Genomic DNA, 17,768 nt, shown 5'->3' on the forward strand with positions numbered 1-17,768 from the left:
CCCTGCGCCTGCTGCTGGTCCTGCAGCGCCAGCGTCGCGCCCTGCGCCGTCAGGTCGCCCTGCGCTATCGCGCTGCCCACCTGCAGCCGCCCGTTCGCCGACAGCCGGATCGTCCCCCTGCCGCGCGCTCAGCCCGGCGGTCGTTCCACCCCCACCCCTGCTCCGTCGACACCAGACTGATGCGGTGGGCGTACATGCCCCCCACGCGCCCCGGTGTCCAGCGCCAGCGCCGGTGACGGCCCGTCCCCCGTCTGCGCCGTCACGCGCCGTCCATGCCACCCGGTTCGCCCCCAGCACCACCCGCGCCTCGCGCGCGCTCAGCCCGCCTGCAGGCTCGCCGTGCGCGCTATCAGCGCAAAGTAGTCGCTCCCGCCCGCGTCCAGCCCCGACCCGTCTATCAGGATGTCCCCGCCGCGCACGTCCAGCCCGCTCAGCCCCCCCGCCGCGTCGAACTGCGGGGTGCCGGTGGTCAGGGTGATGCGCGGGGTGTTGAGAAAGCCGCAGCCGCTGCAGGTGATGCCGTACGGGTTCGCCACCACCACGTTCGCCGCCTGACCGGCCACCTCCAGGTAGCCCGCCAGCCGGCTGCGGTTCGGCGACACCACCTCGTTGAGGATGGCCGTCGCCGACCGTCCGTTCAGGTTGGGGTTGTTCTGCAGCAGACCGCCCAGCTGGCTCGGATTGAGCTGGGCGGTGCCGTTGTTGAGGATGAGCCCGCGGCTGTCGACATTGAAGTCGTGGTAGCGGTTGTGCGACAGCCCCGCGGCGTCCGGCGCGGCGATGTTCACCACCGGCACCCCGTTGCCCGCCGCCTCCAGCGCCGTCGTGCCCGACGCCACCGTCACCCCCGCCGCCAGCGCCGGCAGCACCGGCTGCAGCCCCGTCAGCCATACCAGCACCCACACCAGCACCCGCTGCGACGTCTTCACCGCTTTCATCCCTGAACTCCTGAATAATAATGCACAAGGCAAACCAGTAATTTAACGGCACACATGCCTAACCCATTCAGATCGTGTGGAACGAACGCGGTTGAACAGACCTGTACCGTTTTTTATTTTTTACGCCAAAACGCTACCGCGATATCGGCTGCTGTGTATTTCCGTCGGGGTCGACGGTGAGGAAAAAGCAGGAAGTGAGAAGCAAGGAAGAATGACAGCGGGAACCGCCAACATCCTGTTACGCAGACCACATCCATGCAGTAATAATCGGCGTCATATTAATTCGTCATCTTTTCAAAAACAATACAAAAATTTACAAAACAATTTCAATTAACACATCAGAGATGAATAATGCAACTTACTGATATTAATAAGTATTATTCGTATCTCCAGCTTCTTTTCTCTGTCTCCAGGAATAAATTGACCACTTATTTATTCATGAAAAAAGTAAGCGAGAGAAAACCAGACGGAAGTCTGAATGACAACCGGATAACGAAGGCGTGTTGTTTCCACCCATGATGCTTCACGGTTTTTTAACAGGGTTTACTGATGAGCCTAACCGCCCCAATGGGGCGGTTAGCTAACGATCGGAATTACCGACTAGGCATAACGGGAGAAGGAGAGATCGTCGTATTCAATTGCCGGCGTGTTGCCGGAAATGATATCGGCCAGCAATTGACCGGAACCGCATCCCATGGTCCAGCCCAATGTACCGTGCCCGGTGTTCAGATAAAGATTTTGTAATGGCGAGCGCCCGACCAGCGGCGTGCCATCCGGCGTCATCGGCCGTAACCCGGTCCAGAACGTCGCCTGTTCCACCGGTCCGCAGTGCGGGTACAGATCGCGCACCACCATCTCCAGCGTTTCACGGCGTTTGTGATTCAGAGAAAGATCAAATCCGGCAATTTCCGCCATGCCGCCGACGCGGATGCGCTGGTCAAAGCGGGTGATGGCGATCTTATAGGTTTCATCCAGTACGGTGGAAACCGGCGCCCCCTCCTCGCTGGACAGCGGAATGGTCAGCGAATAGCCCTTCAGCGGATAGACCGGGATGTCGAACCACTTTTCCAGCAGACCGCGGGAATAAGAGCCGCACGCCATGACATACGCATCAGCCGTGATCTTTTCACCGTTGCAATACACCGCGCTGACCCGCTGACCGTCTACGTCGAGATGCTGTACCACGCTGTCGAAACGGAACGTGACGCCCGCCTCCGCCGCCATCGTCGCCAGTTGCCGGGTAAACAGCTGGCAATCGCCGGTTTCATCGTGCGGCAGGCGCAACCCGCCGGACAATTTATGGCGCACGCCAGCCAGCGCCGGTTCGACCGTGGCCAGTTGATCGGCCTCCAGCAGTTCATAAGGTACGCCGGCTTCTTTCAGCACCGCGATATCACGGTAAGCGTTTTCATACTGCTGCGGGGTACGAAACAGTTGTAATGTGCCGCCCTGACGCCCTTCATAGGCAATCCCGGTTTTGGCGCGCAGCGCCTGCAGGCAGTCACGGCTGTATTCAGCCAGTCTGACCATGCGGGCTTTATTGACGCGATAATGCGCGCTGTCGCAATTCAGCAGCATCTGCCACATCCAACGCAGTTGCGTGGCGGTAAAGTCCGGGCGAATCGCCAGTGGCGCGTGCCGCTGAAACAGCCACTTAACCGCCTTGAGCGGAATCCCCGGCGCGGCCCAGGGCGCAGAATAGCCCGGAGAAATCTGACCGGCGTTGGCGGCGCTGGTTTCCAGCGCGGGTTCAGCCTGCCGGTCAATAACGGTAACGTCATGTCCTGATTGCGCCAGATACCAGGCTGTGCTGACGCCGATAACACCACTCCCTAAAACAACCACCTTCATTATTACCGTTCTCCCCACTTCCTCCGCTAATCCCGCGGAATATGCTGCTTAACGCCGTAAACACCAAAATAAAAGTCTACTTTAGCATTTGGCCGTTAATTGTCATCTGTTGCAGATATAGCTTTTATTTATTATGAGAGAGTGAACACGGCAACGTAGGATAAGCATTGGCGGCGTGCAGCCAATCAGGCGTAGCGCTGGCAGCATGCCATCCGGTTTTTCACACGAAGGCTTCATCCAAGCTACCGATTTCACATCACTTTTCGCAAAGTAAGCTACGATTAAGTATGCCGGCGCAATGAGGTGGCGGCAGTTATAGTGAGGGGTGCGCTGATGGTTATATCGACTGATGAGCGGGTAACGAGCCCACAACGTCTGAGTGACGGACCTGACTGGACATTCGATTTGCTGCAGGTCTATCTGGATGAAATTGACCGGGTAGCCAAACTGTACCGTCTGGATACCTATCCCCATCAAATCGAGGTGATCACCTCCGAACAGATGATGGACGCCTATTCCAGCATTGGGATGCCCATCAACTATGCCCACTGGTCGTTCGGCAAGAAATTCATCGAAACCGAGCAACGTTACAAGCACGGCCAGCAGGGGCTGGCCTACGAAATCGTCATCAACTCCAATCCCTGCATCGCCTACCTGATGGAAGAGAACACCATGCCGATGCAGGCGCTGGTGATGGCTCATGCCTGTTACGGCCACAACTCGTTTTTCAAGGGCAACTATCTGTTTCGCAGTTGGACCGACGCCAGCTCAATCGTCGATTATCTGCTGTTTGCCCGTCAGTACATCGCCCAATGCGAAGAGCGCCACGGCGTTGACGAGGTGGAAAAGTTGCTCGACTCCTGCCACGCATTGATGAATTACGGCGTGGATCGCTACAAACGACCGCAGAAAATCTCGCTGGAAGAGGAAAAACTGCGTCAAAAAAGCCGCGAAGCCTATCTGCAGAGCCAGGTAAACGAACTCTGGCGTACGCTTCCCCGCCGCGAGCAGGAGACTTCGCCGGAAAAAGCCCGTCGTTTCCCGAATGAGCCGCAGGAAAACCTGCTCTATTTCATGGAGAAAAACGCCCCGCTGCTGGAACCCTGGCAGCGTGAAATCCTGCGTATCGTGCGTAAGATCAGCCAGTATTTTTACCCGCAAAAACAGACGCAGGTGATGAATGAAGGCTGGGCCACGTTCTGGCACTACAGCATCCTCAATCATCTCTATGACGAGGGCAAACTGTCCGACCGCTTTATGCTGGAGTTTCTCCATAGCCACACCAACGTGGTCTACCAGCCGCCGTACAACAGCCCTTACTATAGTGGCATCAACCCGTATGCGCTCGGCTTCGCCATGTTTCAGGACATCAAGCGTATTTGTCAGGAACCGACGGAAGAAGACCGTTACTGGTTCCCGGACATCGCGGGCAAAGACTGGCTGGATACCCTGCACTTCGCGATGCAGAACTTTAAGGATGAGAGTTTCATCAGCCAGTTCCTGTCGCCCAAAGTGATGCGCGATTTCCGTCTGTTTACCGTACTGGATGACGACCACAATAATTATCTGGAGATCGCCGCCATCCACGATGAAAAGGGCTACCGGAAGATCCGTCAGGAACTGTCTTCCCAGTACAACCTGAGCAACATCGAACCTAATATTCAGGTCTGGAACGTGGATTTACGCGGCAATCGCTCGCTGACCTTGCGCTATGTGCCGCAGAATCGCGCACCGCTGGACAAAAGCAGCCATGAGGTGATGAAGCATGTGTACCGTTTATGGGGATTTGACGTAACGCTGGAGCAGATGAATGAGGACGGCAGCGTCGAGCTGATTGACCGCTGCCCGCCACGCAACGCCGCCCTATGACGTCCCGGCGGATCGCCAGCAACAAAAACGGGTAGCCGTCTCAGCTACCCGTTTTTTTATCTAGCAAGTTTTTATAAACCAGCTTGTTATCAACTAACCGCGGCCTTCGGCCAGATCACGCGGGATGGCGTTCTGCATGCTGTGCCACAGCGCCCCGCTCTCTTTGCCGTATTGGCGAATCACGTCGGGAACCAGCTCATACAGCCCGTCACGGCTCAGCGACTCCAGACGGCGATAGAACGCCAGTGCGGTTTTGCGAGCTTCCGGATTGGAGAAATAGTAGCGTCCAACGCGGATATACAGCCCTTTCAACCCGTTGATAATCAGGCCGTAAATCGGGTTGCCGGAGGCGAACGCCAATCCGCGGAACACGTTGTAATCCAGTTCGGCGTAGGCATCCGATGTGTCCTTAACTGATTCAGTCAGCTTAAGTATTTCTACCGATTTAGCCGGGTGCAGACGAATCGCGGTGCGAATAAAAATCCCGGCGATATTGGTGCGTACCGCCAGTAGGTTGTCAATCAATTGAGGAACGCTGTCGTGATCCAGCCGGGCCAGCGTTTCAAGAATATTCAGCCCGGACGTTTCCCAAAAGTTGTTGATTTTGGTTGGTTTACCGTGCTGAATCGTTAGCCACCCATCACGGGACAGGCGCTGTAGCACCTCGCGCAACGTCGTGCGCGTGACCCCGATCAATTCGGACAGTTCCCGTTCTGCGGGCAGAATGGATCCCGGGGGAAAACGATTATTCCATATACTTTCAATAATGTACTCTTCCGCGAATCCCGCCGGACTTTGCGCCTTTATAACCATAAGTTTATATTCCGTAGCGATGTTTACTAGTGAAAGTCAACATCATCATACCAAACGAACCCTACATCACATAGCATAGCAGGACCTGAAAATCTTAATTCGATATAAAAACTGTGACTAAAGACAATTCCTGCCAGACAAACGCGAATATGCCCCGCTTTACGGTAATTTTCTTTAAACACACATCGATTGTTAAATTAAATTAACGTTAAAGAAGAAAGCCAACGGTGCGGGATCCGCCACTTCAACCGCATTCTTCTGAGAAACGTTCCTGGCAACATTCCGAATGGGTACAAGCCAGCCATTCTATTATTTCTAATTATCAATCACCTGCTGTTCTTTCTGGTCAACGCATTTGCCGCCGGCTGGTCGTCGGGTTTATTTTCATTCCGGGCATGCCCTGAAATGCGACCTGTCGAACCCGGCGAATCTGCTGGCGCGGAGGCTATTTTCACTGGCATGACCAGCCCAGATCAAGTATGGCATGACGTTACCAATAATATAAAAGTTTTGTCATTGCCGGTTTCCAATGATAACGGGAATCGCGCTTATCAAACAGCTATTGCTGCTTGTGATTACCGTGGGCGGCTGGAGATCAGTCCACCTCGGGCGGGTGCCGATTTTTGGGCAGCGCGAGGGGTTATTTTCATTTTTTCCGATGCCCCGCCGCCGCGTCGATCATTTCTCCGTACCCTATTTAGCTTTTCCACTATTTATCATCGTGTTGAGCTATCAGAAGATGATGCGGACACTTCATTGATCAATACCGTCATGCGCCAGCATAAATCGTGTATAGTAAGGGGCGGATTTTGCCATGAAACTGGCGATCCCTCATAGAAAGCGTTAAAAACAGCAGAGTATTTGTTGGCACAGCAGAATCTCCTCAGGCACTGATGCGGATTCCGTGCGGTACAAGGCGTCACTGGCGCCGCCGCAAGAAACGTCAGTTCATCCGGATCAGAGATTCAATGAGGGCAGTGAGCACGGTTATCACTGCCCATACTATCGTTTTTAGCATGGAATATTTTTTATGTTGCGATTTTTGAACCGTTGCTCCCGCGGTCGGGGCGCCTGGCTGTTGATGGCGTTCACGGCACTGGTTTTTGAACTGATTGCCCTCTACTTCCAGTACGTGATGATGCTTAAACCCTGCGTACTGTGCATTTATCAGCGCGCCGCGCTCTACGGCGTGATGGCCTCCGGCCTGGTGGGAGCCGTCGCCCCCGGCACGCTGCTGCGCTATCCGGCAATCGGGTTATGGATTTACAGTGCCTGGGAAGGCCTGTCGCTGGCCATCAAGCACACCAATATCCAGTTGCATCCGTCGCCGTTCGTCACCTGCGACTTTTTTGTCAGTTTCCCGTCCTGGTTGCCGCTGGATAAATGGCTGCCGGCGATTTTCACCGCCACCGGCGACTGCGCCGAGCGCCAGTGGAGTTTCCTGAATCTGGAAATGCCGCAGTGGATGATCGTGATTTTCGGCGCCTATCTGCTGGTCGCCGTGCTGGTACTGATCGCCCAACCTTTCCGCCCCAAACGCCGCGACCTGTTCGGTCGGTAAAAGCGCCCTGAACCGGGTCAGGCCATCGCCGGCCCGGTTTAGCTGTATCCTGCCCCAGCCGCAGAATTGAGCAAATCGGCCGTCGCCAGCGCAGCGATAAACAATGAATTATCTGGCCCACTCCGGTTTGTTCAGAATATGGTCCTGCCAGTCCATCACATCACTTTCACGCACAGCGATGTTGCGCACCGAGATCCTTTGCTGATGCATCGCCGCTTTGGAGCCAGACAGCAACGGATGCCACGGTTGCAGCCCTTTCCCTTCGTGTATCAACCGGTAAGCGCAGGTTTCGGGCAACCAGTCGAACGACAACAGGTTTTCCCGCGTCAACTTGATACAATCCGGCTCGTATTCAAACCGGCGCGCATAGTTGCGGCACTGGCAGCTTTTAATATTCAGCTGATTACAGGCCACATTGGTGAAATAGAGTTCGTCCGTGTCTTCATCGATAAGCTTGTGCAAACAGCAACGCCCGCAGCCGTCACAAAGCGCTTCCCACTCGTCGTCCGACATTTGCTCCAGGGTCTGGGTTTCCCAAAAGGGTTTTTGAGTCATAACTGCAATTCCGATGATGATAAACAGGGCGTCTGGCTGTGTATTGTAATGGGGGATGAGGCGGGATACCACCCGCGGCAACGCCGCGAGCGGTGACAGAATACTCAGATAACGTGGGTTGTCAGCGTGCGCTCGTTGAGCGTGATGGTTAATGCATCGCCCGGCTGCAGCGGCCCCACCCCTTGCGGCGTACCGGTCAGGATGATGTCGCCGGCGCGCAGGGTAAAAAAGCGGCTCATGTAGGCGATCAGCGGCAGAATCGGCGTGATCATGTCACGCGTATTGCCCTGCTGACGCACTTCGCCATTGATGCTGATGCCCAGTTCCGCCTGCTGCGGATCGCCAAATTCAGCCACCGGGATAAAACCGGATACCGGACAGGAACCATCGAACCCTTTGGCTTTTTCCCACGGTTGCCCGGCTTTCTTGAACCCGGCCTGCAAATCACGCAGCGTCAGGTCCAACGCTACGCCGTAACCGGCAATCGCTCTGGCAACCCGTTCTTCATTAGCCTGCTTGAGCGGCGTGCCGATCAATACCGCCAGTTCAACCTCGTGGTGTACCGAACCCAGCGCTTTAGGAATGGCCACCGGCTGACGCAAATCGCACAACGCGGTTTCAGGTTTGATGAACAGAACCGGTTCCGCCGATTTGGCGCTGCCCATTTCACGAATGTGCTCGGAATAGTTGCTGCCGACGCAGACCACTTTATTAACCGGAAAATCCAGTAATGCGCCCTGCCAGTCTCTGTGTTGATACATGTACCTTCTCCTGACCTTCTGTTAGCGGATGGCGCCTGCCTGTCATGACAGACTCGGCTTGCCCATCATACCGGCATCGCTATCAAAAAAGTAAGCGCGATTGATGAACAACGGTATCCGAAATTTATCATAACCCCCGTGCTATCTTTTGCGACCGCTATCAATACGCCAGCCAAAGAAAGGAATTGCGCGGGGTGGATGAAAATTCGTTTATTTAACCGCTGCGACGAATATACCTGTATATAAATCAGTATTGAGAAAATAGCATGAACAGGATTAAACCATTGCCCGGTTTATTTCTGACACCCCTGTATTAAAAAACAGCGGCCAATTCCCGTCGCGGCATCGAACATTATCTGAAAAATAATTCGGGTATTATTTTTTTACACTTGCCTGCAGTTCATCCAATAGATTTTCCGGCGGCGGCGGCAGTTGCAGATAAAAACCCTGTTCGATAAGCATCTGTTTTACTTTATCAATATCCGCTGACGCCAGTTTTTTCCTGCCATCAAGCGGTAATAACATCACCAGATGCGGCAGGCCGAAACTTTTCATCAGTTCGTCAGGCACGCGGGAAAAATCGTCTTTTTTTTCGACATAGAGATATGTTTGATCGCGTTTGGAACTTCTGTAGATCACACAATACATGTTTTTTACTCTGAACTAGGGGAATGGTGTCTTGCCTGTATTTTCATGTGACTATAACATGCTTGAAGCGCTCTGGAATATCATGCCTTAAATGCTACTCTGGGGATTTAAAGATGCTGAAACTGAGTCAGGACAGATGTCACAAACGCCAATTGAGTTGAAAGGCAGCAACTTTACCTTATCCGTTGTTCATCTGCATGATGCGCAGCCCGATATTATTCACCAGGCCCTGCAGGAAAAGATCGAACAGGCGCCGGCGTTTCTTAAAAACGCGCCGGTGGTCGTCAATGTCTCGGCGCTGCCCGTTGACGCTGACTGGATTAAGCTCCAGCAGGCGATTACCGCCGCCGGTTTGCGGGTCGTGGGGGTAAGCGGGTGCGATGATGAGCAACTCAGGTTATCTATCGCCAAAGCGGGGCTCCCGCTATTGCGCGAAGGCAAGGAACGCCGGGCGACTCAGCCTCCGGCACCGGTCGCCGCGCCGGTTAAAACCCGGGTTGTCAATACACCCGTCCGTTCCGGACAGCAAATTTACGCCCGCGACTGTGACCTTATCGTTACCAGCCATGTTAGCGCCGGTGCCGAGGTCATTGCCGATGGCAATATCCATATTTACGGCATGATGCGCGGCCGTGCGCTGGCGGGGGTTTCTGGCGATGTCAGCAGCCAGATCTTCTGCACCCATCTGGCCGCCGAGTTGGTGTCGATCGCCGGGCGTTACTGGCTCAGCGATCAGATACCGGAAAACTATTTCGGGAAGGCGGCGCGCCTGAAACTCAGTCCGCCCGACCATGTTCTGACCATACAACCTCTAGACTAGGCCCTTGAAAGGAATTATTTATGGCACGCATCATTGTTGTTACTTCAGGTAAAGGGGGCGTTGGCAAGACCACTTCAAGCGCGGCCATTGCTACCGGTTTAGCCCAAAAAGGTAAGAAGACGGTTGTCATCGATTTTGACATCGGTCTGCGTAACCTCGACCTGATCATGGGATGTGAGCGCCGGGTCGTGTATGACTTTGTGAATGTCATCCAGAACGACGCCACCCTGAATCAGGCGCTGATAAAAGATAAGCGTACCGAAAATCTGTATATCCTGCCGGCGTCGCAGACCCGCGATAAAGAAGCCCTGACCCGTGAAGGCGTGGACAAGGTACTCAAGGATCTGGCCGACATGGAGTTCGATTTCATTATCTGCGATTCCCCTGCCGGTATTGAAACCGGTGCGTTGATGGCGCTTTACTTCGCGGATGAAGCCATCATCACCACCAACCCGGAAGTGTCGTCAGTACGCGACTCCGACCGTATCCTGGGGATTTTGTCCTCCAAGTCGCGTCGCGCCGAACAGGGCCAGGAGCCGATCAAAGAGCATTTGCTGCTCACCCGTTACAATCCGGGCCGCGTCAGCCGCGGCGACATGCTGAGCATGGAGGACGTGCTGGAAATTCTGCGCATTCCTCTGGTCGGCGTGATCCCGGAAGATCAGTCGGTGCTGCGTGCGTCCAACCAGGGCGAGCCGGTCATTCTGGACAAAGAGGCCGATGCGGGCAAAGCCTATGAGGACACCGTGGATCGTCTGTTGGGAGAAGAACGGCCTTACCGCTTTATCGAGGAAGAGAAGAAAAGCTTCCTGAAACGACTCTTTGGGGGGTAAATCATGGCGTTACTCGATTTCTTTTTGTCCCGCAAAAAAACGACAGCCAATATCGCCAAGGAACGGCTACAGATTATTGTCGCGGAGCGACGCCGTGGGGACAGTGAACCGCATTACCTGCCGCAGTTGAAGCGCGACATTCTGGAAGTCATCTGCAAATACGTGCAGATTGACCCGGAAATGGTGACGGTGCAGTTGGAACAGAAAGGCGACGACATTTCCGTGCTGGAACTGAACGTTACCTTGCCGGAAGCCGACGAGCCCACGACGCCCGCCGATAAATAATCACCGTTTCCCCTGCGCCAGCAGGAAACGGTTGCGGCCGCCGCCCTTGTCTGCAAGGGCGGCATGTCGATATCAGTAATGCGCCAGAATATCTTTCAGACCGGCTCCAAACAGGCGGCCGCGCCAGCCGGTTACCAGTTCAGGTTCATTTTCCGGCAACGTCAGTTTCCAGTACCAGTTCAGCAACCGGTTAATCTGCCGCCGGGATGCCAGCAATTCGGCCGACAATCCGCTTTGCTCCGCACACTGCTGCACCAGCGCCTTGATGTCGCGGAACGCTTTCTTATAACCGGGATAGTCGATCAGATTGACCACCGGCGGCGGATAATCCGCCTCGCTCAGCGACGCGGTTTCCGCCACCAGCGCCAGCAGCGTCTTGCCGTGATAACGAATCTCCGGCCCGCTCAACCCCAGCGAATCCAGCTCGCCAAGCGAACCGGGCAGACAACGGGCCACTTGCCACAGGTTCTCTTCCCGGACAATGAAATTGACCGCGCTGTCGCGCTCCCGCGCCTTACGAAGACGCCACGCCGCCAGTTTCTGCAAACAGGCCAGATGACGGCCGCGCAGCTGCCAGGCATTGCCTACCTCCCGATACGCCAATTCCGGCGCCAGCACCTCCTGACGGCGCTGGCACAGTAACAGGCACTCGTCCAGCGCCGCTTCCAGCCGACCTGCCGTACGGGTTTCCTCCACCAGCGTTCTGGCTACCGGCAGCAGATAGAACACGTCCGCTGCGGCGTACTGGCACTGCTTTTCGCTGAGCGGACGCGCCAGCCAATCGGTACGGGATTCGCTTTTATCCAACGCGACCTGGCGGTAATCCGCCACCAGCGCGGCAAAACCATAGGACAACGGCTTACCCAGAAACGCCGCCAGAATCTGGGTATCGATGAACGGCGACGGCAGGCAGCCGAACGCATTCAGAAACACCTCCAGGTCTTCGCTGCCGGCATGCAGAAACTTGGTCACCTGCGGGTTCTGCAACAGAGCGCGAAACGGCGCCCAGTCACCGATCGCCAGCGGGTCGATCAGCGACAGATTGTCACCGTCATACAACTGAATCAGCCCCAGTTGCGGATAATAGGTACGAGTACGAACAAACTCGGTGTCCAGCGCCACCTCGGACACCGCGCACGCCTGTACGCACACCGCTGATAATCCTTCATCGGTAGTAATCAACTGATAATTCAAAACGGTATTCTCTTGGTTGCGCCCCGGAGCGGCTAGCCGCGACCGGGGCATGGAACATATTCATGGCGGACAACACATCACGTTCATGGCGGACAATACATCACGCGGGTCAGACCGCACCATCAGGGCAGGTAATGGCTTGACGCGAAAGGCGATGTTGTCCTGTGGTGCTCAGCAGGCAGGCCACCACCATACCCGTCATGACTACCACAGGCAACCTTCAGGCGGCTGACTGCTCATTACGCAGCTCACGCCGGAGAATTTTTCCCACGTTGGATTTCGGTAACTCGCTGCGGAATTCGAATAACCGCGGCACCTTATACCCGGTGAGGTTACGACGGCAGTGACTGATCAGTTCTTCCACCGTCAGCGAGGGATCGCGGCACACCACGAAGACTTTGACCGCCTCGCCCGACGTTTCGCTGGGCACGCCAATCGCCGCCGCTTCGGATACCTTCGGATGGCGCGCCACCACTTCCTCGATTTCATTGGGATAAACATTGAAGCCAGACACCAGAATCATGTCTTTTTTACGGTCGACGATTTTCAGGAACCCCTGCGCGTCCGCCGTGACAATGTCACCGGTCGCCAGCCAGCCCTCTTTCAGCACGTCGTGAGTCGCGGCAGGCTGCTGCCAGTAACCGGACATCACCTGCGGGCCGCGCACCCACAATTCGCCGGGGTCGCCGGGCGCCACATCCTGACCGTCATCATTGACGATACGCACATCGGTGGACGGCACCGGCAAGCCGATGCTGCCGCTGTAATGTTGCAGATCATACGGATTTCCCGCCACCAGCGGCGCGCTTTCCGTCAATCCATAGCCTTCCAGCAGATGGATGCCGGTCAGTTTTTCCCACCGTTCGGCCACCACCTGTTGCACCGATGCGCCGCCGCCTACCGACAGCCGCAGCGTGGAGAAATCCAGCCGGCTAAACGCATCGTTGTTCAGCAAGGCGTTGAACAACGTATTCACCCCGGTAATGGCGGTAAACGGATAGTGCGTAAGCTCTTTGATCATGCCGGGAATATCGCGTGGGTTGGTGATCAGCAGGTTTTTTCCGCCGATTTCGACAAACAACAGGCAATTTACCGTCAGCGCAAAAATGTGATAGAGCGGCAGCGCCGTCACCACCAGTTCCTGCCCCTCCTGCAATACCGGGCCATAAGCGGCTCTGGCCTGCATCAGATTGGCCTGCATATTCCGGTGAGTCAGCATCGCGCCCTTGGCGACGCCGGTGGTGCCGCCGGTATATTGCAGAAACGCCAGATCCTGATTGCTCACCTCCGGCTTCACATACGGCATCCGTTTGCCCTGCTGCAACACCTGGCGGAACGAAATGGCGTCCGGCAGATGATATTTCGGCACCAGACGCTTGATGTACTTGACCACAAAGTTAACCAACGTGCCTTTAGCCGGCGCCAGTTGATCGCCCATGCGGGTCAGGATCACATGTTTCACCGGGGTGTTGTACACCACCTTTTCCAGCGTATGGGCAAAATTGGAGACGATAACGATGGCCGAGGCGCCGCAGTCTTTCAACTGGTGCTCCAGCTCACGCGGCGTATACAGCGGATTGACGTTGACCACCACCAGACCGGCCCGCAGGACGCCGAATAGCGCGATCGGATACTGCAACAGGTTCGGCATCATCAACGCGACGCGCTCGCCCTTTTTCAGTTTCAACTGATGTTGCAGGTAAGCGGCAAAAGCCCGACTGCGCTCCTCCAGCCGGCGGAAGGTCATCACCTCGCCCATATTGATAAAGGCGGGCTGGTCGGCATAACGCGACACCGCGTGTTCAAACAACTCGATTAGCGAAGTGTAGCGATCCGGGTCAATTTCCGCGGGGACATCCGCCGGATAACGCGCTAACCAGATTTTTTCCAAAACGTCACTCCCGAGATATTTTTTAAGTGGCATAATCAATCCCAACCCGAGTGATCTGTAACAACATTTTAACTCATATTAACAACTGTGAAATTCACAATGTTCAGGTTGAGAAGATGATCACTTATTTCAACTTGTTATCCGTGCCGAAAAAAAACGAGGCGACCCAGGCCGCCTCTGTTCACTGTCAGGCTATCGCCTGATTGCTGACGATCGTTACTCCGTGACGACAGACTCCACCTGAGCCGGCGCATATCCGTCGTTCCAGTCCGGGCCCCAACCGGGCCCCCAGACATGGCGGTAGCGGCGATCCCACCAGGGATCGTAAGCGCGCGGCGGCAACACCACCTGCTGCACCACGCGCCAGCGTTTATAGCCCTGCACGTTAATCACTACATACTGATATGGCCGTTCACCGATTTTACCCTGCTCGGTGCCGCTAATTGGCCCTACCACGGTGATCAGCTGGTTTTTGAAATCCACCGGCTCCAGAAACCCGTTGACGTAGGCGACCAGACGACCGCCAGACGGCTCGCCCAGTCGCGGCCGGCCGGCATCATCCAGCGGCAAACTGACAATTTCCAGCCGGGTGCGATTGGCCTCGTTGCGAATATCAGCAATCCGGCCGCCAAAGCGCGATTCCTGCCCAACGTACAGATTCGGCGCATTCATCACCCGAATCAGGTCCATCTGCGGCGTGGCCGAGGTCCCGCGGATTTCATCCGGTAACGTAACGCAGCCGGACAACACGCTCAGACTCAGCAACAACAGTCCGCACAGCCCGGTCCGGCGCAGCCGCATCGACGTTCTATTTCCGAAAGATTGGATAGTCATCACCTATACCCTGCTTGCCATCGTCAATTTATGACAGATACCTGACTTAGACTGTAGCCGATGCGATAAGTTGCTGTTATTCGCGGCCGGGTAATTTTTTCCACGCCACTTCGTTGCGCAGATAACGGGGTTCGGCCTGCTCCACGCTCACCGCTGCGCCCGACGTCCACAACCGCCACGCCAGCGGCAGCATGTCCTGCGCCTGCGGCAACAGCATATCGGTGTGATTCAGGACGATATCAGGATGGCCGACCAAGTCCGGATAGGTTTGCCAGCCGGTTCCCGCGGTGGCCCAATCGCCGTTCAGCGATGCCGCCAGTGACTGCACCTGAACCGGCGCCAGCACGGCTTCACTCGCCTCGCCGCGCCAATCGCCCTGTTCGTCGCGCTCGTAGCTTGCCCAGTAGACTTCGCCCATGCGGGCATCAATGGCGGTCAGCACCCGGCTGGCGCCGGTCAGACGGTGCGCCCCTTGCGCCAGCGTCGCCAGCGTCGACACGCCGAGCATCGGTAAGTCCGCGCCCAGCGCCAGCCCTTGTGCGATGCCGATGCCAATACGCACGCCGGTGAAGCTGCCCGGCCCGCGCCCGAATGCCAGCGCATCCAGTTGGCCAAGCGTCATGCCGTGATCGGCCAGCAATTGCCGGACCATCGGCAGTACCCGCTGGGTATGCTCGCGGGGGCAGACTTCAAACAGGGAATGGATTTCACCGTCATTCCAGAGTGCAACGGAACAGGCTTCCGTTGCGGTATCAAGCGCTAAAATTCGCGTAGACATGCCAACCTCAGGCAGGGAGAGAATATTTCAACGGCGCGCATCATAGCAGCCAGCGCCGGTGACCGTCACGGTTTGCGCGTCAGAAAATCGATGGCTCGCCGCAAATCCCGCGTTCTTGGCGCCGGCGGCAGGCTGGTGAGAAACACTTCGCCATACGGCCGCGTCACCAGCCGGTTGTCGCAAATCACCAGCACGCCGCGGTCTTCCACATCGCGGATCAATCGACCGACGCCCTGCTTCAGCGTAATCACCGCATCGGGCAATTGCACCTCGTCGAACGGGTCGCCGCCGTGCACCCGACAATCCTCCATACGCGCCTTGAGCAACGGATCGTCCGGGGAGGTAAACGGCAGTTTGTCGATAATCACGCACGACAGCGCATCGCCCCGCACATCCACGCCTTCCCAGAAACTGCCGGTCGCCACCAGCAACGCGTTGCCTGCCGCCAGAAACTGCGCCAGCAACTGCGGCTTGCTGGTTTCGCCCTGCACCAACACCGGCAACGTCAGCGACGCCCGAAACTCGGCGGCCAGGTCGCGCATCATCTGGTGCGAGGTGCACAGCATGAAACAACGCCCCTGATTAGCCTCGATCAGCGGGCGCAACATGCCCGCCAGTTGTCTGGCCGCGCCGGGCCGGTTGGTTTCCGGCAGGTAGCGCGGCACGCATAATAACGCCTGACGCGCGTAATCAAACGGGCTCGGCAGCAGCAACGTCCGGGCCTGCTCCAGCCCCAGCCGGTCAATGAAATGCGTGAGCTGATCGTTTACCGACAGCGTAGCCGAGGTGAATACCCAGCAGGCCGGTTTTTCTTTCATCACGTCCCGGAAACGGTCCGCGACTGACAGCGGCGTCAGCGCCAGCACGAAATGACGCGAGGTGCATTCGTACCAGTAGCTGTAACCGGGTTGCTGCACGTCCCGCAGTCGCTTCAGCCGGGCACGGTATATGGTCGCGCGTTCAAACGCCGCGTCCAGCAACGCGGAGCGGCCCAGCGACAGCTTGGCGACATCGCAGCACAGTTCCAGCGCGTCATCCAGCAGCGTCAGCGACCGTTGCAACAGATTATCCGTGACAATGTCACGTAAGTTGCCGCGAAATCCCGGGTCGCCCAGCGCCAGGCGAAAATCCTGGGTACTCTGGCTCAGGCGATCGGCGCTTTTCTGTAACTGGCTGGCGTCACGCACTTCGGTACGGTAGGCAATCACGATATCTTTGGCGAGGTCCAGCAACTGGCGACTGGAGAGCTGCTGGCCGAAATACTGGCTGGCGATGTCCGGGATCTGGTGGGCTTCATCAAATATCACCACGTCGCTGTCGGGGATCAGTTCGGCAAATCCGCTCTCCTTGACCACCATATCCGCCAGATAAAGATGATGATTCACCACCACCACATCGGCATCCATCGCCCGTCGGCGCGCCTTCACCACAAAGCACTCCTTGTAGTGCGGGCAGTCGCTGCCGAGACAGTTATCGTTGGTGCTGGTCACCAGCGGCCATACCGCGCTGTCTTCAGCCACATCGCCACACTGGCTGATGTCGCCGTCTTCGGTTTCGGAACTCCAGCCGCGCAGCCTCACCAGTTCGCGCAGCACGTCGCGGCCAAGATCGCCGCCCGCCAGCGATTGCTGTTCCAGTCGTTCGATGCACAGATAATTGGCACGCCCTTTCAACAGCGCCAGCTTGCCTTGAAAATTCAGCGCGTTGGCGACAGTCGGTAAATCGCGACTGTACAGCTGATCCTGCAGCGCGCGCGAGCCGGTGGAGACAATCACCTTTTTGCCGGAACGCAGCGCGGGCGCCAGGTAAGCGTAGGTCTTGCCGGTGCCGGTGCCCGCTTCCACCACCAGCGGTTTTTTGGCGTCGATCGCCTCCAGCACGGCGGCTGCCATCTGGCGCTGCGGTTCGCGCGGCTGGAAACCCCGAATCGCCTGCGCCAGTACGCCATCGGTTGCAAAATCGTCGATTGAGCTGTCTGCTGCCACGCTGCCTCTCTTGTCTGACACTGCCGTCGCCCTGATTCGGCTGGATAAAGGTGGCTGATTATGCCAAGCCTGCGCGCACGACACCACTTCGGGTCGCGTCTGCCGTCCTGCTCAGGGATCACCTGTTGGAGAGAACTGTGTTAGTCTCTGCG

General features: G+C 56.6%; 17 protein-coding genes. 6 read left to right on the forward strand and 11 right to left on the reverse strand.

Annotated elements, in window-relative coordinates:
- Window positions 1–317: 317 nt before the first annotated feature.
- The gene (locus DXX3274_RS23980) at window positions 318–938 is read right to left on the reverse strand and encodes a filamentous hemagglutinin N-terminal domain-containing protein (protein WP_042859912.1); all 621 of its coding nucleotides are present in this window, start codon (window positions 936–938) and stop codon (window positions 318–320) included.
- A gap of 600 nt (window positions 939–1,538) precedes the next feature.
- The gene (locus DXX3274_RS11625) at window positions 1,539–2,789 is read right to left on the reverse strand and encodes a D-amino acid dehydrogenase (RefSeq protein WP_042859913.1); all 1,251 of its coding nucleotides are present in this window, start codon (window positions 2,787–2,789) and stop codon (window positions 1,539–1,541) included.
- A gap of 333 nt (window positions 2,790–3,122) precedes the next feature.
- On the opposite strand from DXX3274_RS11625, the gene DXX3274_RS11630 reads away from it, so the two are divergent.
- A complete protein-coding gene (locus DXX3274_RS11630) occupies window positions 3,123–4,658 on the forward strand; it encodes a SpoVR family protein (RefSeq protein ID WP_038922897.1) in 1,536 nt (511 codons plus the stop codon).
- 93 nt (window positions 4,659–4,751) lie between these two features.
- On the opposite strand, the gene fadR is transcribed toward DXX3274_RS11630, so the two are convergent.
- The gene (gene fadR / locus DXX3274_RS11635; protein ID WP_042859914.1) at window positions 4,752–5,471 is read right to left on the reverse strand and encodes a fatty acid metabolism transcriptional regulator FadR; all 720 of its coding nucleotides are present in this window, start codon (window positions 5,469–5,471) and stop codon (window positions 4,752–4,754) included.
- A gap of 258 nt (window positions 5,472–5,729) precedes the next feature.
- Between fadR and DXX3274_RS22845 the strand changes: the two genes are divergently transcribed.
- Window positions 5,730–6,308, forward strand: coding sequence for a hypothetical protein (locus DXX3274_RS22845; protein WP_256379571.1), 579 nt, complete (start codon window positions 5,730–5,732; stop codon window positions 6,306–6,308).
- A gap of 193 nt (window positions 6,309–6,501) precedes the next feature.
- Window positions 6,502–7,032 (forward strand): disulfide bond formation protein DsbB, encoded by a 531-nt coding sequence (gene dsbB / locus DXX3274_RS11645; RefSeq protein WP_038658424.1) that lies wholly within the window; start codon window positions 6,502–6,504, stop codon window positions 7,030–7,032.
- Between the two features lie 108 nt (window positions 7,033–7,140).
- Here dsbB and DXX3274_RS11650 read toward each other — a convergent pair whose 3' ends face one another.
- The 3 genes from DXX3274_RS11650 to DXX3274_RS11660 all read right to left on the reverse strand — a co-directional run bounded on the left by DXX3274_RS11650 (window position 7,141) and on the right by DXX3274_RS11660 (window position 8,996).
- Window positions 7,141–7,587, reverse strand: a complete 447-nt coding sequence (locus DXX3274_RS11650) for a YcgN family cysteine cluster protein (protein ID WP_022633724.1) — start codon at window positions 7,585–7,587, stop codon at window positions 7,141–7,143.
- A 104-nt stretch (window positions 7,588–7,691) separates the two neighbouring features.
- Window positions 7,692–8,348 carry a fumarylacetoacetate hydrolase family protein gene (locus tag DXX3274_RS11655; RefSeq protein WP_042859916.1) on the reverse strand — a complete coding sequence of 219 codons (657 nt, stop codon included), beginning with the start codon at window positions 8,346–8,348 and terminating at the stop codon, window positions 7,692–7,694.
- A gap of 375 nt (window positions 8,349–8,723) precedes the next feature.
- Window positions 8,724–8,996 carry a YcgL domain-containing protein gene (locus tag DXX3274_RS11660; RefSeq protein ID WP_013318040.1) on the reverse strand — a complete coding sequence of 91 codons (273 nt, stop codon included), beginning with the start codon at window positions 8,994–8,996 and terminating at the stop codon, window positions 8,724–8,726.
- Between the two features lie 136 nt (window positions 8,997–9,132).
- On the opposite strand from DXX3274_RS11660, the gene minC reads away from it, so the two are divergent.
- The 3 genes from minC to minE are packed head-to-tail and all read left to right on the forward strand — an operon-like array spanning window position 9,133 to window position 10,934.
- Window positions 9,133–9,816, forward strand: a complete 684-nt coding sequence (minC, locus tag DXX3274_RS11665) for a septum site-determining protein MinC (protein ID WP_038658414.1) — start codon at window positions 9,133–9,135, stop codon at window positions 9,814–9,816.
- 20 nt (window positions 9,817–9,836) lie between these two features.
- Window positions 9,837–10,649, forward strand: a complete 813-nt coding sequence (gene minD, locus DXX3274_RS11670) for a septum site-determining protein MinD (protein ID WP_033570809.1) — start codon at window positions 9,837–9,839, stop codon at window positions 10,647–10,649.
- A gap of 3 nt (window positions 10,650–10,652) precedes the next feature.
- Window positions 10,653–10,934 (forward strand): cell division topological specificity factor MinE, encoded by a 282-nt coding sequence (gene minE / locus DXX3274_RS11675; protein ID WP_033570808.1) that lies wholly within the window; start codon window positions 10,653–10,655, stop codon window positions 10,932–10,934.
- Between the two features lie 72 nt (window positions 10,935–11,006).
- Here the strand turns inward: minE and rnd are convergent, their stop codons facing one another.
- The 5 genes from rnd to DXX3274_RS11700 all read right to left on the reverse strand — a co-directional run bounded on the left by rnd (window position 11,007) and on the right by DXX3274_RS11700 (window position 17,616).
- Window positions 11,007–12,128, reverse strand: a complete 1,122-nt coding sequence (gene rnd, locus DXX3274_RS11680) for a ribonuclease D (protein ID WP_042862074.1) — start codon at window positions 12,126–12,128, stop codon at window positions 11,007–11,009.
- Between the two features lie 220 nt (window positions 12,129–12,348).
- Window positions 12,349–14,019, reverse strand: coding sequence for a long-chain-fatty-acid--CoA ligase FadD (gene fadD, locus DXX3274_RS11685; protein WP_042859917.1), 1,671 nt, complete (start codon window positions 14,017–14,019; stop codon window positions 12,349–12,351).
- 216 nt (window positions 14,020–14,235) lie between these two features.
- Entirely contained in the window at window positions 14,236–14,853 is a 618-nt protein-coding gene (locus DXX3274_RS11690; RefSeq protein ID WP_038919154.1) for a Slp family lipoprotein, read from the reverse strand.
- A gap of 76 nt (window positions 14,854–14,929) precedes the next feature.
- Window positions 14,930–15,631 carry a tRNA (adenosine(37)-N6)-threonylcarbamoyltransferase complex dimerization subunit type 1 TsaB gene (tsaB, locus tag DXX3274_RS11695; RefSeq protein WP_042859918.1) on the reverse strand — a complete coding sequence of 234 codons (702 nt, stop codon included), beginning with the start codon at window positions 15,629–15,631 and terminating at the stop codon, window positions 14,930–14,932.
- A 65-nt stretch (window positions 15,632–15,696) separates the two neighbouring features.
- On the reverse strand, window positions 15,697–17,616 hold the full coding sequence (locus DXX3274_RS11700; RefSeq protein ID WP_042859919.1) for an ATP-dependent DNA helicase: 1,920 nt from the start codon (window positions 17,614–17,616) through the stop codon (window positions 15,697–15,699).
- Window positions 17,617–17,768 lie beyond the last annotated feature (152 nt).

It is taken from the genome of Dickeya sp. NCPPB 3274 (genome assembly GCF_000406205.1).
GTDB lineage: Bacteria > Pseudomonadota > Gammaproteobacteria > Enterobacterales > Enterobacteriaceae > Dickeya > Dickeya fangzhongdai.